Here is a 14,182-nt window from a genome sequence, read left to right on the forward strand (position 1 = left end):
TCTGGCAAGCCGGGGCCAAGGGGCAGGCGGAATTGCAGTCTTTTTTATGGATGGGCTACGAAAAAAGGGAGCCTCCAGCGGAGGCCCCCCTTTTATCAGATGCCGGGCTGCAATCAGCCTGCGATTCTTTTGACTATTTCCTGTCCGGCCTTGCGCCCTGCGCCCATGGCCAGAATGACCGTGGCCGCGCCGGTGACGATGTCGCCGCCCGCAAAGACGTTGGGAATGGAGGTTTCGCCAGTGGTCTCATCGGCCTCGATGTAGCCCCACTTGTTCAGTTTGAGCTCAGGGGTAGCCTCGAGGAGGATGGGGTTGGAACGGGTGCCCAGAGCCACAATGGCAAGGTCGGTGGGCAGATCGTATTCCGAGCCTTCCACCGGCACAGGCCTGCGGCGGCCAGAAGCATCGGGTTCGCCCAGTTCCATACGCTGCAGGGTTACGGACTGAAGGCGCATTTCCGCATCGCCGTTGAAGCGCAGCGGGGCTGAAAGCATGGCAAACTGCACGCCTTCTTCCTCCGCATGTTCCAGCTCTTCCAGACGGGCGGGCATTTCAGCCCTTGTGCGGCGATAGACCACATGCACGCTTTCCGCGCCCATGCGCAGGGCTGTGCGCGCCGCGTCCATGGCCACGTTGCCCGCGCCGAACACGGTAACGTGCTTGCCGGGGTAGGCCGGAGTGTCCTGCGAGGGGAAGTTGTAGGCGCGGCCAAGGTTGACGCGGGTGAGGTATTCGTTAGCGGAGAACACGCCCACCAGATTTTCGCCGGGAACGCCCAAAAAGACGGGCAGACCAGCGCCAACGCCGATGAAAATGGCGTCGTATTCCTTGCGCAGGTCGTCAATATCAATGGTACGGCCACCCACGGAATTGAGGTGGAAGTCCACACCGGCCTGACGCAGGCCGTTGATTTCCGTGGCCACCACATTCTTGGGCAGACGGAAGGCGGGGATGCCGTAAATAAGCACGCCGCCGGGCTCGTGCAGGGCTTCAAACACATCGACCTTGATGCCTGCGGTGGCGCACACGCCAGCACAGGTCAGGGACGAAGGGCCGGAGCCGATGCAGGCCACCTTTTTGGCTCCCAGGGGCAGTGCGCAGGCATTGGTGCCGGTCACCTGCTCACAGGCTGTGGTGGCGATGTACGTGTCTGCCACGAAGCGTTCAAGGCGACCAATGGCCACGGGCTGACCCTTGGCCTTGAGTACGCACTTGCCTTCGCACTGGTGCTCCTGGGGGCACACGCGACCGCACACGGCGGGGAGGCTGTTGGTGGTCTTGATGATGCGGTAGGCGGCGTCCATGTTGCCTTCGGCAACCTGATGGATAAAGTCGCGGATGGGCACTTCAACAGGGCAGCCCGAGACGCACAGGGGTTTTTTGCACTGGAGACAGCGGCTGGCCTCGGTCTGAGCCATTTCCTTGGTGTAGCCGAGGGCGACTTCTTCAAAGTTGGCTCGGCGCACTTTTGCGGGCTGGCAGGGCATGTCCACACGGGGAGCCACGGTCTTTTTGGGTTTGCTATTCTCCATGGCTGACTCTCCGGTATTCTTCAATGGAAATGGTTTCCTGCTCCCGGTAAGCGGCCAGGCGGCGGCGCAGTTCGGGAAAATCCACTTCGTGACCGTCAAATTCGGGGCCGTCCACACAGGCGAACTTGGTTTTGCCGCCTACGGTGACGCGGCAGGCGCCGCACATGCCGATGCCGTCAACCATGATGGGGTTGAGGCTGACCGTGGTCTTGACACCAAAGGGGCGCGTGGTTTCCGCCACGGCGGCCATCATGGGCACGGGGCCGACCGCCACGACTTCAAACACGTCCTTGTCTTTTTCAAGCCGGTCGCGCAGAAGCTCGGTAACAAGGCCTTTGTGCCCGTAGCTGCCATCGTCCGTGGAAACAAGCAGTTCATCCACAAATGATTTGAGCTCGTTTTCAAAGAGCAGCAGGTCTTTGCTGCGAGCGCCGATAACGCCCACGACCTTGTTGCCGATGCGGGCATGGCCCTTGGCGATGTGGTGCATGGCGGCAATACCGGTGCCGCCGCCCACGCATACGACCGTGCCGCGTTTTTCAATATGGGTGGGGTGGCCCAGGGGGCCGCAGACGTCAAGAATGGCATCTCCAACGCCGAGTGCTTCAAGCATGGCGGTACTCTTGCCCATAACCAGATACACTATGGTAATGGTGCCGTTTTCCCGGTCAGTATCTGCAATGGTCAGCGGAATGCGCTCGCCCTGTTCGCTCATGCGCAGCATGACGAAGTGGCCGGGGCGCGCTTTTTGCGCGATTTGCGGCGCGTGGAGCACCAGTTTGCTGGTTTTGCCCGGGATCAGGCTTTCCTTGTGCAATATAGGTGTTGGCATAGGTTCTCCTCGTCAGGCATCTGAGTTGCTGCATGGTAGCTGCGATCGAAATTACTTGCAAGTAACAGTTTTATCGTATCTCTTTTACATGACTGATATAATTTGTTCTCCGTTTTTACTTTGCGTTTGCGGGCATGCAATGGGCCTTTTTTTTAGACGTAGCCTAAAGATCTGGCCTAATGTTCCGATAAAAACCTTGACGAGTGGGGAAGGGGAGACGGTACAAAACCAAACAAGGAGGCGGACAGGGCCAACCCCTTTGCAAGGAAGCAAGTGATCCATTCATGGAGGAATGGTCATGTCGCAACACATCGGTGACGTTTTCCATTTGGGAGCCTCGCCGCCTGAATTGGCCGATGATCCATCACACAATCGTGATCTGAGGCTGGTTGAGCGGTATCTTGCAGTTCTGGAAGAAAACAAAAAGGCATGCCGCTCGGCTTTGACTGATGCGGATATGGCTTTGGACATGGCGGGTTTTGTGCGGCGGCAGCTGCGCAGGCCTGCCCAGCTGCCCAGGATGTCTCCGGCCTTGCTGGCCCTGGCTCTTGTGCGGCGCGTTCCTGACGCGCCCGAACAATAAACCGGACGGACTTCTACGTTGAATTCCGGCCCGGATGCAGAACGACCATGCGTTCTCAATGCAACATTAACGCGGCATTGCAGAACACAAACCACTAGCATCACTTTTCCGTGACATGATAGGGGGCATGGCAGTCCGCAATCCATGACGAATTCTCCACTCATAGAGAGGCGGGGGCGTGGGGCCTCTGCCTCTCGCGTTTTATGCGCCGGAAATATCTTCAGTCAGCGATGGCCCGCCTCTCGTGCTGTCGTGCAGCGGCTGACCCTCCGCATTGCGTAGTGAAAACGGCCCCTTCCGGGGCCGTTCTGATACATCGGCAACCGCCCAGAGCGTTCGCCGCATGTGTGCGGATGCTAGGGATAGAATCCCGTGGGCTTTTCCGAGAGGTTGATGAGGATGTTTTTTTGCTGGGTGTAGTGCTCAAGAATGATCTTGTGCGTTTCACGCCCGATGCCCGACTCCTTGTGCCCGCCAAAGGGCGCGCCCGCCGGAATGCTGTTGTAGGTATTCACCCACATGCGGCCTGTTTCAATGGCGCGGCTTATGCGCATGGCCCTGTTGATGTCGCGTGTCCAGACCGCGCCGCCCAGGCCGTAGGGGCTGTCGTTGGCCATGGCCACAACTTCCTCTTCCGTCCTGAACTTGATGATGACCGCCACGGGGCCGAAGATTTCGTCCTGAGCCACACGCATGCTGTTGGTGACGTTGCCGAGCAGGGTCGGACGCATGAAGCAGCCCTTGGCAAGCTCGCCATTCGTGATGCGCTCGCCGCCGCAGAGTACGGTGGCGCCCTCCGTCTTGGCCTGCTCAATGCAAAGCTGAATGGCCTTGAGGTGCGATTCGTAAATCTGCGAGCCCATCTGGGTTGCAGGATCCCACGGCAGGCCGACCTTGACGCGGTTGAAGCGTTCCACGGCTTCTGCCACAAACTGGTCGTAAATGTCCTCATGCACAAACACGCGCGACCCGGCGCAGCATACCTGCCCCTGGTTGAACAGAATGCCCATTTGCAGGCCGTCCATGGCCAGATCCCACTGACAATCGGGAAAATAGATGTTGGCCGATTTGCCTCCCAGCTCAAGGGTGGAGGGGATGAGGCGTTTTGCCGCTGCAAGGCCAACCTGACGGCCAACTTCGGTAGAACCGGTGAAGGCCAGCTTGCGGAAGCCTGGATGCTCGAGCATGAACTGGCCGGAGCGGGAGCCGCGCCCGGTGATGACGTTGAACACGCCCTTGGGCAGCACGCCTGCAATAAGCCGCGCCAGCTCCAGCACGGAAAGCGAAGTGTGATTGGAAGGCTTGAACACGGTGCAGCACCCGGCGGCAAGCACGGGGGCCAGCTTCCAGGCAGCCATGAGGAAGGGGAAGTTCCACGGCACAATCTGACCCACAACGCCTATGGGTTCGCGGAACACCAGGGACATGGTGTTTTCGTCCAGCATGACGGCGGTGCCTTCATCGGCGCGCACCACCCCGGCAAAGTAGCGGAAGTGGTCGGCGGCAAAGGGAACGTCCACATTCATGGTTTCCCGGATGGGCTTGCCGTTGTCCAGGGTTTCCACCATGGCGAGGTGTTCTTTGTTGGCATCAATAATGTCTGCAATTTTCAGCAGCATATTGGCCCGTTCAATGGGGTCGATCTTTTTCCAGCTGTCCCATGCCTTGTTGGCAGCCGCCACTGCTGCGTCCACGTCTTCCTTGGTGGCTTCGGCGCAGGTTGCCAGGCGCTCGCCATTGGCGGGGCAGAACGTTTCAAACGTGCCGCCGTCGGAGGCCTGCTTCCACTGGCCGTCGATGAATAGGGAGTACGAATCCTGAATGTCCGGTTTGTTCATGAATCACTCCTTTTTTTAAAACCATGATTGTCTGAAGGACAATAAGATAGATATATGGATTGCAAATCCATATTGAATAGTAGATTTTTGTTCATGCTGACATGATTTAATACACATTGTGAAAAAAAATACAATTTAAAATTATATTTATATAATCATTCAACACTACAAAATCTGCTTGTTGCGTGGTAAATAAAGCAATGCAGGCTTATTTTGCAAACGTGTCACGCTATTATTGCGTAGCAGGATGGCTTGTTCAAAAAAGATATGGGATTCAGGCGGGATGCGTAAAAGCACTCTGCCTGAATCCCATATTAATGGTGGTATGTCGGAATGAAATCAGCTTTTGGCTGCGCGGTAGCCGTGCGAAAAGTCGGCGGCGTAAAGGCGGGAGGGCGCGCCCTCGCGGCTTTCTGCGGGCAGCACAAGAAAAACGGTCTGCCGGGTCAGGTTGTGGCGGGTTATGCACTGGGCCAGTTCGCCCAGCGTGGTCCAGTGCAGTTGTTCCTCGGGCCAGCTGACCATGTGGGCGCAAAAAATGTGTGTTTCGGGCGGCAGGCTGCGCGAGAGTTCGTCCTGAAGAGCCTGAGCCGACGCTGCGGAGAGGTATACGGCCATGGAGGCCCCATGCTGCGCCAGCAGGTGCAGATGCTCACGCGCCGGCACCGGAGTGCGGCCTTCAAGGCGGCTGATAATGAGGCTCTGGGTTACTTCCGGCACGGTAAAGGTAATGCCCGCCGCAGCCGCAGCCGCACAGGCGGCGGTAACGCCCGGCACCACACGCCAGGGGATGCCGTCCGCATCCAGCAAGGCGGCCTGCTCGCGCAACGCACCGTACAGGGATGGGTCGCCCGTATGCACACGGGCCACGGAGCGGCCCGCCAGTGCGGTTGCCCGCACCAGCGCATGGCACTGCTCAAGATTCAGCGGGGCGGAATCCACAACCATGGCGTTGGGCGCGGCACAGGCCACCACCTCGCGCGGCACCAGCGAACCTGCATAGAGCACGAGGGCGGCCTGTTCAATGGCCTTGCGCCCCTTGATGGTCATGAGGTCTGGATCACCCGGCCCTGCGCCCACAAATGTAACGATGCCGGGCGTAATCCCGGTCTGCTGCGCGCTGTCCATGCGGCTACCTGCCTTCGGGCTGTGCGCCGGACTGAATGGGAGCAGGCGCGGGTTTTTGGGCGGCAAGTAAAAATACGGGGTTCATGGCCGCCAGGTGTACATCGCCGCCAAGGCTTTTGCCTTCAGATGCGCTGATTTGCAGAATTTCCACAGGCCAGCCCATGTCTTCAAAAAAGCGGCGGCACAGGCTGAAACTGTCCAGAAGCACACAACTGACCACCACGCGCCCCCCCACAGGCAGGCGCAGGCATACATGCCCCAAGATGTCATCCCCGTCATCGCCGGAGAGGCCGCCGCCGATGAATACCCGTTGCGGATCAGGCAGACCGGGCAGGCATTCGGGGGCTTGCCCGAGGCGTACTTCCACATTGGCCGCGCCAAAGCGGCGGCGGTTTTCCTGAATGCCCATGGCGCGGCCGGCGGAGCGTTCCACCGCGATTACGCGGCCCTCGTGCGCCAGCACGGAAGCTTCAAGAGCCACAGCGCCCGAGCCGGAACCGAGATCCCACACCACATGCCCGGCTTCAATGCGCAGCAGCGCCAGAGCGGCGGCGCGCACGGGCTTTTTGCTTATGAGGCCTCGGTCAACCGCAAGTTGGTCGGCGTCAAGCCCAAGATGCGGGCGGCGGGCCGGAGCCATTGGTATCAGCACCATTGTGCAGGCCGGGCCAAATTCGCGCCCGGCGGCATCGGCCATGCTCAGGTGGCTGACGCATTCATCGGCAGCGCCCATGCGCTCAAAAATATGGGCATCAAACCAGTCCACCCCACGGTCGAGCAGGTGGCGGGCGAGCACATCGGGCGACATGCGTGCATCAGTCAGGATGCAGAGCGGCGCGTTCTTGCCGCAGGCCACGTTGAGGGGGCGCAAATCATCGCGCCCGTGCAGGGAGAGGCAGATAACCTTGTGCCACGGCAGGGAAAGGCGCGCGCAAGCCTGCTGCAGGGAACTGACAGCGGGCAGCAGGCGCACGGCATCTGCCCCCATGCGGCGCACAAGGGTCGCGCCGATGCCAAAGAGCAGTGGGTCGCCGTCTGCCAGCACAAGCACACGCTCCCCTGCGGCCCGCAACTGGCTGAGTCGGGTGAGCAGCGGTTCCAGCGGCGTGGTCAGGGGCAGCAACCGTGCCTTGAGGGCGGGGCCTGCTGCGGGAGCAGCGCTCTGATTGCCGGTTGTCGGGTCATGTACGGGCTGGCTTTCTGTGGAATGCCCGTCTGCGGCACTCGTTGCTGCCAAGGTTGAGGTGCTGCTGGATTCCAGACTGCTGCCGGAAAATTCCTCCAGCAGCATGCGTCCTGCGCAGATCGCATCGGCTTGTTCCGCAAGCTGGCGCTGGGCTTCGGCCAGACCTGCCAGACCTCGCGGACGTGCGCAGTCGAGGCCCATGACCGTGATGGGTTCCGGCGCGACAGTCGTTGGTTCAAAAACAAAGAATGACTGCAACATTTCCGACATGGGCGGCCAGTCATCCTGCTCGGATGTGCCCGCAACGGCGGGGCTGGCGGGCGTAGCGGCGGTGGGTGCGGTAATGGCAGGCGGGCTTTCGGCCTCAGGTGCGGCCTGTGTGGTACTGGCGGCAAGGGTGTTTATAGCTGCTGTTGCAGCGGATTCGGCTGGCAACTCTGCGGGCGTGGCTGGGGCGTCATCGGCGTTTGCGGGTGCGGAATCCATAAGGAGGGGTTCATCTCTGTCTGATGCGTCCGCATCTGCCGTTCCGGTATTCGTATTGTCATCGCAAGGCAGTGCTTCATCAGCGGTAATCGGGGCATCAACGCGTGCAGTGTCTGCGTTGGCGGCGACATTGTACGTAGCGGCGGGCTCCGCAAAGGCGCAGATATTTTGGGTAGTTGTCGAGCCGTCAGCAGAAAATTCCGGCAAGTCGGCAGCCTGCTCATCAGTCTCGGCAGCGGTCTGCGCAAGGGGCTGACCTGCAGGATGCTCGCCGGGGGTCTCCAGTGGGCCAGCGGCAAGGGCCTCGGCCGGAACGGCGTTGGCTGCGTCATCGTCCCGTGTCTGGGTGTCGGGCGTATGGGTTGGCACGGCAAAGCCGGGCAGTGAGACCTGATGTTTCATAACGCCAATAATTCCCTGCCGTCAGTGTGAAAAAGGTGCAAGCTCACGGGGCGGCCTGCAAAAAGTTGCGCGGTGCGTGCCGCCTGCTGCGCCACCCGCCTGATAGTCTTTGCTCCTGCGCTGTCTGCCAGCAGCAGTTCCAGTGCGTGAGCCGCTGTTACGCACCGGGTGATGGCATCCGCACAGGCAGCGCCAGCCTCGCTGGCAAGCTGCGCAAGGGCCTGCATGTCCAGCGTGGAATCCTTGGCATGAGTGTATGTATGCCCTTGGGCCAGCTTGACCAGTTTACCAAAAAAACAGCCCCAGATAATGCGCTCAAACTGCATGCTCCCCACAGCTTGCAGGGAGAACTGCGCAAAATCCGCAACCTGTACAAAGCACCGCTCCGGCAGCTCGGGGTAGCGCTCCATAAGCAGCCGTTCCGAGCGCCTTCCCGTGGTCAGGCACGCACATTGGCAGCCTGTGGCGCGGGCCACGGCAAGCCCCTGCTCAATGGTGGCCTTCCACGCATCATGGCTGAACGGACGCACCGTGCCCTGGGTTCCCAATATGGAAATGCCGCCTTCAATGCCCAATCTGGGGTTGAAGGTCTTGTGCGCCAGCTGCGCGCCATCAGGTACGCTGACAAATACCGTCAGCCATGTGCGGCACTGGAGGGCAGCGGCGTATTCCTGCTCCTGCGCTTGCAGTGCGTAGGTTATCTGTTGGCGCGGCACCGGGTTGACCGCAGCCTGACCAATGGCTACAGGCAGACCGGGCAAGGTGACGCGCCCCACCCCCGGCCCTCCCTTTATAATGATGTGGTCGGGGTATGCAACTGCCGTGTCGGGGGATGTCCACCCGGCGTTATGGGCGGGCGTATGCCGTGCCGCATCCTCGACCTGGTTTGCTGGGCGATGCTTGGGGGGCCGCGCGCTCTCCACCACCGTGGCCGTTATGCGAGCGCCAGACGTGGCGTCAGGGTCATCGCCGCCGTCCTTGATTATGCTGGCGTGGGCAATGGCAATGATGTCCGGTGGAGGTGGATCGGCCAGCCCGCTTGCGGCGCCAGCTTCGGCGGCAGCCCATGCGGCGTCCAGTTCCGGCGCAGGGCCTGTGGCGCAGCTTTCAATGTTCAGGCGCAGCCAGCCCCGAGGCTCAGGCAGGCCATTGCTGTCCTTGCACTGATTGTGCTTGTCCTGACCACCCCCAAAAGGGGGCAGGGGCACCGGGACTGCAGCCGGCGCTGTGCCCGTGCGCAACAGTTGCAGTGCGGCCAGCGCTGCCCCCGTTGCGGCGCTGCCGGTGGTGAACCCTTTCCGAAGCTTTCCGGCCATGCGTCAGCTCAGATTGGGGGACAAACCAGATGTCAGGCTGGATGCCAGCTTTTGGGTCAAGCCGGGGCGGGCGTCAGGATCAGGCAGCCAGACCTTGCCACGGGCCACAAGCGACACCGGGCCGTCTATGCCAGCCATATCAAGACCGCCTTCGGCAAACAGCCGCACGTCCAGGGCCGAGCCGCCGGGCTGCATGATGGAAAAAGAGCGGCGCGTACCCGCGCGCGCAAGGCACAGGGTCAGGGCCAAGGCCCCAGAACCGCAGGCATTCTCAAGAAATGTTGTTCCGGCATCGCGCACATGCACAAGGGGCAGCATGTCCAGCAGGCCTTGACATTCACGCCACCAGATGACGCCCGCGGCAGGCTCGGCCTCAAGGCCGTGCTGCTGTCGCAACTGGGCGGCCACGGCATGGCAGTCATCAGGCAGGGGATGCGTTGCCCCGCCAAGCAGCAGATGGCAGATGCCCGGCAGGCGCACCAGATGTGCGCCTTTCTCTATAGTAGTAATGGAATACTCAGGGAGGCGCAGCAGTGCCTCCACCTGCCAGAGCGGGGCGGAGCCGCGGGTATGCAGGCGTACAGGCGTCTGCCAGCCGGAAACATGGATTTCATCAAGGCGGGCAGGTTGTTCTGTGGTGTTCGCAGCTTCGGGCGCTCGCTCGTTGCGAGGGGCAATTCCGTCCAGCACACCCTGTCCCGGGCCTGGATATTGGGCAGTGTATGCCAGCAAGGCCCCTACGGCGCGGCTGGCATTGACGCAAAATTCACCGCCCGCCATACGCAGCTTGTGCTGGGGCAGGTTCACAAATCCCGCCTGTTCGCCCCCAAGCATGGAAGAATCCAGCGCCAGAGACGCCAGACGCGCCTGTTCTGCCGGGCGCTGGCCAGTGTCGGGAAAAAGCAGGGTGGTGTTGCCCCCGGGGCTCCATTTGGAAAAAGTCAGTGCAGGCATGGAAAATCCTTGGTTCTTGACAAAGTATGCCTCAGCCCCGGCGGGCTGTCCAGCGCTGGCGGCAGAGCGGGGTCAGCCGCCGGATTTTTGCTGACAAAGGGAAATAATCGGATGTACGTTGCAGTTGGACTGTGATGAAAAAGCGAAAGAGTGTTTCCTATTTACAACTTGCGGTTTTTCCTAAACGCGGGTATGTGAAAGGCAGTTGCCGTCTCCAAGGCCTATGGCTGTGAGTGAGCCGGTAACGTGGCGGGCACACCGCGATTTACTGTTGTTGACGGTAATCGACGACACTAACAACGTTTGGGAGGCAGTATGAAATCGTTTCGTCTTCTTGCTCTTGCGGCCGCTCTTGTTCTGAGCTACGCCGTGGCCGCTGCGGCCGCTCCGGCTTGTAACAAGAAAATTGAGAGCTTCGACTTCGTAGTGGACTATTCTGGTTCCATGATGATGAAGAACGACAAGCTGAAGCAGGACAAGATTGTTGTGGCCAAAAATGTGCTTACGCGCATTAACGCCGCTATCCCCGCTCTGAGCTACAATGGTGGCTTGCACACCCTTTCGCCCAACGGCGCCATCATTGCCCAGGGTCCCTGGGATCGCGCCGCCATGGCCGCTGGCCTCAAGAAGCTGCGCAGCAACTTTGATATTTTTGGCCGCATGACCAGCATGGGCAACGGCCTGCAGGCGTATGAACCCTTCATCTCCAGCATGAAGCGCGACGCCGCCCTGATCCTCGTGACCGACGGCGACAACAACCGCGGTACCGACCTCGTGCAGGTTGTGAGCCAGATGTACGCCAGCCAGCGTAACCTGGTTGTGCATGTGATCTCCCTGGCCGACACCCCCAATGGTGAAGCCACCATCAAAAAGATCGGCGCCCTGAACTCCAACGCCGTTGTGGTGCGTGGTGAAGAACTGGCCACCAGCGATGCCGCTGTTGAACGCTTTGTGCTTTCCGTGTTCTGCAAGGACGAAGACGTCATCGTGCTGCGCGGCGTGCACTTCGCTTTCAATTCCTATGCTCTTGACGGCAAGGCCATGGGCATCCTGAACGAAGCCGCCACCCTGATCAAGAACAACCCCAACAAGCGCGTTGTTCTCTCCGGCTGGACCGACTTTGTGGGTTCCGATGCTTACAACATGAAGCTTTCGCAGGAACGCGCCAGCTCCGTGAAGAACTACCTCGTGAAGCAGGGCATCCCCTCCAGCCGCATGACCGCCATTGGCCGCGGCAAGTCCTTCAAGTATGACAACAAGACCGACGAAGGTCGCGCCATGAACCGGCGCACCGAAGTGTCCTTCGAGTAATCTCGGAGCGTCTTCGAGTCAGTCGAATTAAAGCAAAAGCCGGGTGGTGTATGCCGCCCGGCTTTTTATGAGGTGCATGGCACATGCGTAAGATTCTGGCACTCATTCTCACGTTGGGGTTGACCACTGGCGGTTGCGCCTGGTTTGGCGGCTCTTCTTCCACTGATGAAGAAATAAAGCCCGCTCAGCCGCAGGAACAGACTGCAGCCCCTGAACCGGCCCCGGCCCCTGTAGCTCCTGCCAAGGACGCTAAGGGCAAGAAGGGTAAAACCAAGGCCGAAAAAGCGGCTGAAGTTAAGCCCGTTGCCACCAAAAAAGGCGCGAAGACTGAAGCTCAGGCCGCCGCCGAACTCACCATGGTGGGCCACAAGCTGGCTGCCCAGGCTGCCCGCACGGTGATGCCTTCCAAGTCTTCCAGGGAAGTGCGCCAGGACGGCAAGGATTACGTGGGAACCTACATTGATGTGGACTCTTCCAACGTGACCACTGAATTGCGCCCCAGCCCCACTGGTCAGTACGTCGGCTTTATCCGGTATCAGGAAAGGGTAATGGATTGCCGTGGCAAGACCCGCCAGGAAGCTATGTCTACTGCTTCGTGCGAACAGGTCAAGGCACGCAACATTAACGAGCTGATCCGTTTTGACGGTTCGACCTGGCAGTATTAGCAAAAGTAGTAACGCCGCTCTGGTTGCGCGTTGCCTGGTGCTGCGTTCTGCCGGAGCGGATGTTCCACGCTCGGTGATTCGCCGTTCGTGAAGAGATTTCAGCGGGGTTTCGGCCCCGCTTTTGTTTTTTTGATTTGATGCTTGAGCGTCTGGTAAACGGCGGTGCCAACGTGCAGACAGAACTTCAGCCGCAGGCTGGCCCTGAGATGCGGAATGGACCGGGCTTTGGCCCTGGCAGTACTGTCAGAACAAAATGGGTGAATTGCCCTTGCCTGTGGTGGGTGCGGCAAGAGCCAGATCAGGCTGCATCGCCTTTCAGAAAACCCTCGGGCAGGTGATCGCGAATCCAGCGCGCGCACTGGGCCGGATTTTTACCCTCGGCGGGACAGCGCAGGGTTGCATAATATGTGTACAGGGCCTTGCGTTCGTTAAAAATATCCTCGAGCTTCTCGCCGGGATTCATGGCAATGCCGCGTTCAGGATTGCGGGCGATGCGTTCTTCAATCAGATGAAAGGGCACATCAATATAGACGACAGGCCCAAGCGCCGCCAGATGCCGCATGGCCGCATCGCGGTAGATGACGCTGCCGCCAGTGGCTATGACCGTTCGGTTGGCCTTGATGGCGCAGATTACCTTGCCTTCGGTATCCAGAAAGGCTGCCTTGCCCAATGTGTCGGTAATGTCTTGCAGGCGTGCGCCGTAGGCGGCTTCGATCAGGTGGTCGCTGTCAACAAAAGCCCAGCCCAGCTCCTGCGCCAGGGCTGAACCCACAGTGGACTTACCCGCTCCGGCCATGCCTATAAGTGTTATGCAGGGGGCTGGCATTGCGGGGGCTGCTGTTAAATCCGGCTTGCTGGACATGCGGACTCCTGAATTGCTTGAATGGAAACGCATGGCATCGATGCTGTCATGCGCGGAGCATACGGAATTTCTGGACGTAAATCGGTTAGTGGGAATGTGCCCAAGCCAGCGCTGCCTGTCAACGCCGGGCTATGCCAGCCGGTGGCTGGTGATGCTCAGGCGTTCTGCATCCTTCCTCAAGCAGGGGTCTTCTTTTTTCCGGCAGACTAAAGTATTTTTGCTTCAAGGCCGATAAGCGCTGTAGAGGTGAGTTTTATGCGCAAGTCAGTTGGTATGCTATTGCTTGCTTGTTTGGCGTTTTCCCTTTGCCGCGCTCCCGTTGCGGCCGCCGTGGAGGCTGTCCCCCTGCCGCCTCAGGTTCCTGCTCACACGGCCTCCGGGGCCACCAATCTTACCGATGTGTGGCTGCACAGCGGTGGCGGGCGGCTGTATTGGAACACACTGGTAACGCCCCGGCAGATTGCTCTGGAAGGGGCGCGGTTTGTGGATCCTGCGGCTGTGCCGGAGTTGGCCCTGACTCCTCAGGCGGACAAAAAAACGCCAGTGCGCCAGACAAAGCGCAAGGTCAAGGTTTCAAAGGCCGCCCCGCAGTCCGCCACATCCCCGGCACCCAATGGCGTGGGCAAAACATCCCTTCAGGCGCCTGTCAGCAGCAGTGCCATCCCGCCCATGAACAGCCCTGCTCCAACGCAGGCCAAGTCTGGCGCTTCTGCCACAGGCCCGGCCAAATCGGCCAAGGCTTCGCCAGCGCCAAGCTCTGCGCCCATGCCATATTCGTCTGCAGCGGCATCGTCTGTGGGCAGTATTGGCGGCGGAGGCAGTGGGGCTATGCCAGATGTGCCGGCACCGCCGGCATTTTCAGCCGATGATGTGCTGCCGAGGGCCAATGCCCGGCCCTAGCGCCCTGAAATTTCAGGTATCCTGGCTCGCGATGACTGCGCGCGCCGCTTGCCGCGCGAGCCGCCCGCGCCGGTTTGAAGTATCCGCCTAAAAAAAGTGCGAACGCGCTGCGAGCAGATTTTTTTTGAGCGTGGTGCGTTTACTCTTGCGGCATGATTGCAACAAGGGCATTGTAGTCGCGCATCGT

General features: G+C 60.1%; 12 protein-coding genes. 4 read left to right on the forward strand and 8 right to left on the reverse strand.

Going from position 1 to position 14,182, the window contains the following annotated elements:
• Positions 1–113 precede the first annotated feature (113 nt).
• Together gltA and G449_RS0102665 are read right to left on the reverse strand one after the other, a co-directional pair.
• Positions 114–1,532: an NADPH-dependent glutamate synthase gene (gene gltA, locus G449_RS0102660; RefSeq protein WP_022657760.1), complete on the reverse strand. Its 1,419-nt coding sequence runs from the start codon at positions 1,530–1,532 to the stop codon at positions 114–116.
• Positions 1,522–2,364: a sulfide/dihydroorotate dehydrogenase-like FAD/NAD-binding protein gene (locus tag G449_RS0102665; protein ID WP_022657761.1), complete on the reverse strand. Its 843-nt coding sequence runs from the start codon at positions 2,362–2,364 to the stop codon at positions 1,522–1,524. Before G449_RS0102665 ends, gltA begins: the two co-directional genes overlap by 11 nt.
• 298 nt (positions 2,365–2,662) lie before the next feature.
• Here G449_RS0102665 and G449_RS0102670 point away from each other — a divergent pair, with 298 nt between their 5' ends.
• Positions 2,663–2,947 (forward strand): hypothetical protein, encoded by a 285-nt coding sequence (locus G449_RS0102670; RefSeq protein ID WP_022657762.1) that lies wholly within the window; start codon positions 2,663–2,665, stop codon positions 2,945–2,947.
• A gap of 356 nt (positions 2,948–3,303) precedes the next feature.
• Here the strand turns inward: G449_RS0102670 and G449_RS0102675 are convergent, their stop codons facing one another.
• The 5 genes from G449_RS0102675 to G449_RS15675 all read right to left on the reverse strand — a co-directional run bounded on the left by G449_RS0102675 (position 3,304) and on the right by G449_RS15675 (position 10,257).
• Positions 3,304–4,785, reverse strand: a complete 1,482-nt coding sequence (locus G449_RS0102675; protein WP_027180646.1) for an aldehyde dehydrogenase family protein — start codon at positions 4,783–4,785, stop codon at positions 3,304–3,306.
• 339 nt (positions 4,786–5,124) lie between these two features.
• Positions 5,125–5,913: a precorrin-4 C(11)-methyltransferase gene (gene cobM, locus G449_RS0102680; RefSeq protein ID WP_022657763.1), complete on the reverse strand. Its 789-nt coding sequence runs from the start codon at positions 5,911–5,913 to the stop codon at positions 5,125–5,127.
• A 4-nt stretch (positions 5,914–5,917) separates the two neighbouring features.
• Complete coding sequence (locus G449_RS15670) at positions 5,918–7,987, reverse strand: bifunctional cobalt-precorrin-7 (C(5))-methyltransferase/cobalt-precorrin-6B (C(15))-methyltransferase (RefSeq protein ID WP_022657764.1); 2,070 nt, start codon at positions 7,985–7,987, stop codon at positions 5,918–5,920.
• Positions 7,984–9,303 carry a cobalt-precorrin-5B (C(1))-methyltransferase CbiD gene (gene cbiD / locus G449_RS0102690; RefSeq protein ID WP_022657765.1) on the reverse strand — a complete coding sequence of 440 codons (1,320 nt, stop codon included), beginning with the start codon at positions 9,301–9,303 and terminating at the stop codon, positions 7,984–7,986. Before cbiD ends, G449_RS15670 begins: the two co-directional genes overlap by 4 nt.
• Positions 9,304–9,306: 3 nt before the next feature.
• On the reverse strand, positions 9,307–10,257 hold the full coding sequence (locus G449_RS15675; protein WP_022657766.1) for a histidine racemase CntK family protein: 951 nt from the start codon (positions 10,255–10,257) through the stop codon (positions 9,307–9,309).
• A gap of 315 nt (positions 10,258–10,572) precedes the next feature.
• On the opposite strand from G449_RS15675, the gene G449_RS0102700 reads away from it, so the two are divergent.
• Positions 10,573–11,568, forward strand: coding sequence for an OmpA family protein (locus G449_RS0102700; RefSeq protein WP_022657767.1), 996 nt, complete (start codon positions 10,573–10,575; stop codon positions 11,566–11,568).
• A gap of 83 nt (positions 11,569–11,651) precedes the next feature.
• Positions 11,652–12,233: a hypothetical protein gene (locus tag G449_RS0102705; RefSeq protein ID WP_022657768.1), complete on the forward strand. Its 582-nt coding sequence runs from the start codon at positions 11,652–11,654 to the stop codon at positions 12,231–12,233.
• A gap of 298 nt (positions 12,234–12,531) precedes the next feature.
• Here the strand turns inward: G449_RS0102705 and thrB are convergent, their stop codons facing one another.
• Positions 12,532–13,095: a homoserine kinase gene (gene thrB / locus G449_RS0102710; protein WP_022657769.1), complete on the reverse strand. Its 564-nt coding sequence runs from the start codon at positions 13,093–13,095 to the stop codon at positions 12,532–12,534.
• 330 nt (positions 13,096–13,425) lie between these two features.
• On the opposite strand from thrB, the gene G449_RS0102715 reads away from it, so the two are divergent.
• Positions 13,426–13,995 carry a hypothetical protein gene (locus G449_RS0102715; protein WP_159060414.1) on the forward strand — a complete coding sequence of 190 codons (570 nt, stop codon included), beginning with the start codon at positions 13,426–13,428 and terminating at the stop codon, positions 13,993–13,995.
• Positions 13,996–14,182: the final 187 nt, after the last annotated feature.

Origin of the sequence: Desulfovibrio desulfuricans DSM 642, assembly GCF_000420465.1 — a bacterium.
GTDB classification, from domain to species: Bacteria; Desulfobacterota; Desulfovibrionia; order Desulfovibrionales; family Desulfovibrionaceae; genus Desulfovibrio; species Desulfovibrio desulfuricans.

Coding starts and splice junctions, on each gene's coding strand:
- gltA (WP_022657760.1), bottom strand. CDS start 1,532: ATGGAGAATAGCAAACCCAAAAAGACCGTGGCTCCCCGTGTGGACATG.
- G449_RS0102665 (WP_022657761.1), bottom strand. CDS start 2,364: ATGCCAACACCTATATTGCACAAGGAAAGCCTGATCCCGGGCAAAACC.
- G449_RS0102670 (WP_022657762.1), top strand. CDS start 2,663: ATGTCGCAACACATCGGTGACGTTTTCCATTTGGGAGCCTCGCCGCCT.
- G449_RS0102675 (WP_027180646.1), bottom strand. CDS start 4,785: ATGAACAAACCGGACATTCAGGATTCGTACTCCCTATTCATCGACGGC.
- cobM (WP_022657763.1), bottom strand. CDS start 5,913: ATGGACAGCGCGCAGCAGACCGGGATTACGCCCGGCATCGTTACATTT.
- G449_RS15670 (WP_022657764.1), bottom strand. CDS start 7,987: ATGAAACATCAGGTCTCACTGCCCGGCTTTGCCGTGCCAACCCATACG.
- cbiD (WP_022657765.1), bottom strand. CDS start 9,303: ATGGCCGGAAAGCTTCGGAAAGGGTTCACCACCGGCAGCGCCGCAACG.
- G449_RS15675 (WP_022657766.1), bottom strand. CDS start 10,257: ATGCCTGCACTGACTTTTTCCAAATGGAGCCCCGGGGGCAACACCACC.
- G449_RS0102700 (WP_022657767.1), top strand. CDS start 10,573: ATGAAATCGTTTCGTCTTCTTGCTCTTGCGGCCGCTCTTGTTCTGAGC.
- G449_RS0102705 (WP_022657768.1), top strand. CDS start 11,652: ATGCGTAAGATTCTGGCACTCATTCTCACGTTGGGGTTGACCACTGGC.
- thrB (WP_022657769.1), bottom strand. CDS start 13,095: ATGTCCAGCAAGCCGGATTTAACAGCAGCCCCCGCAATGCCAGCCCCC.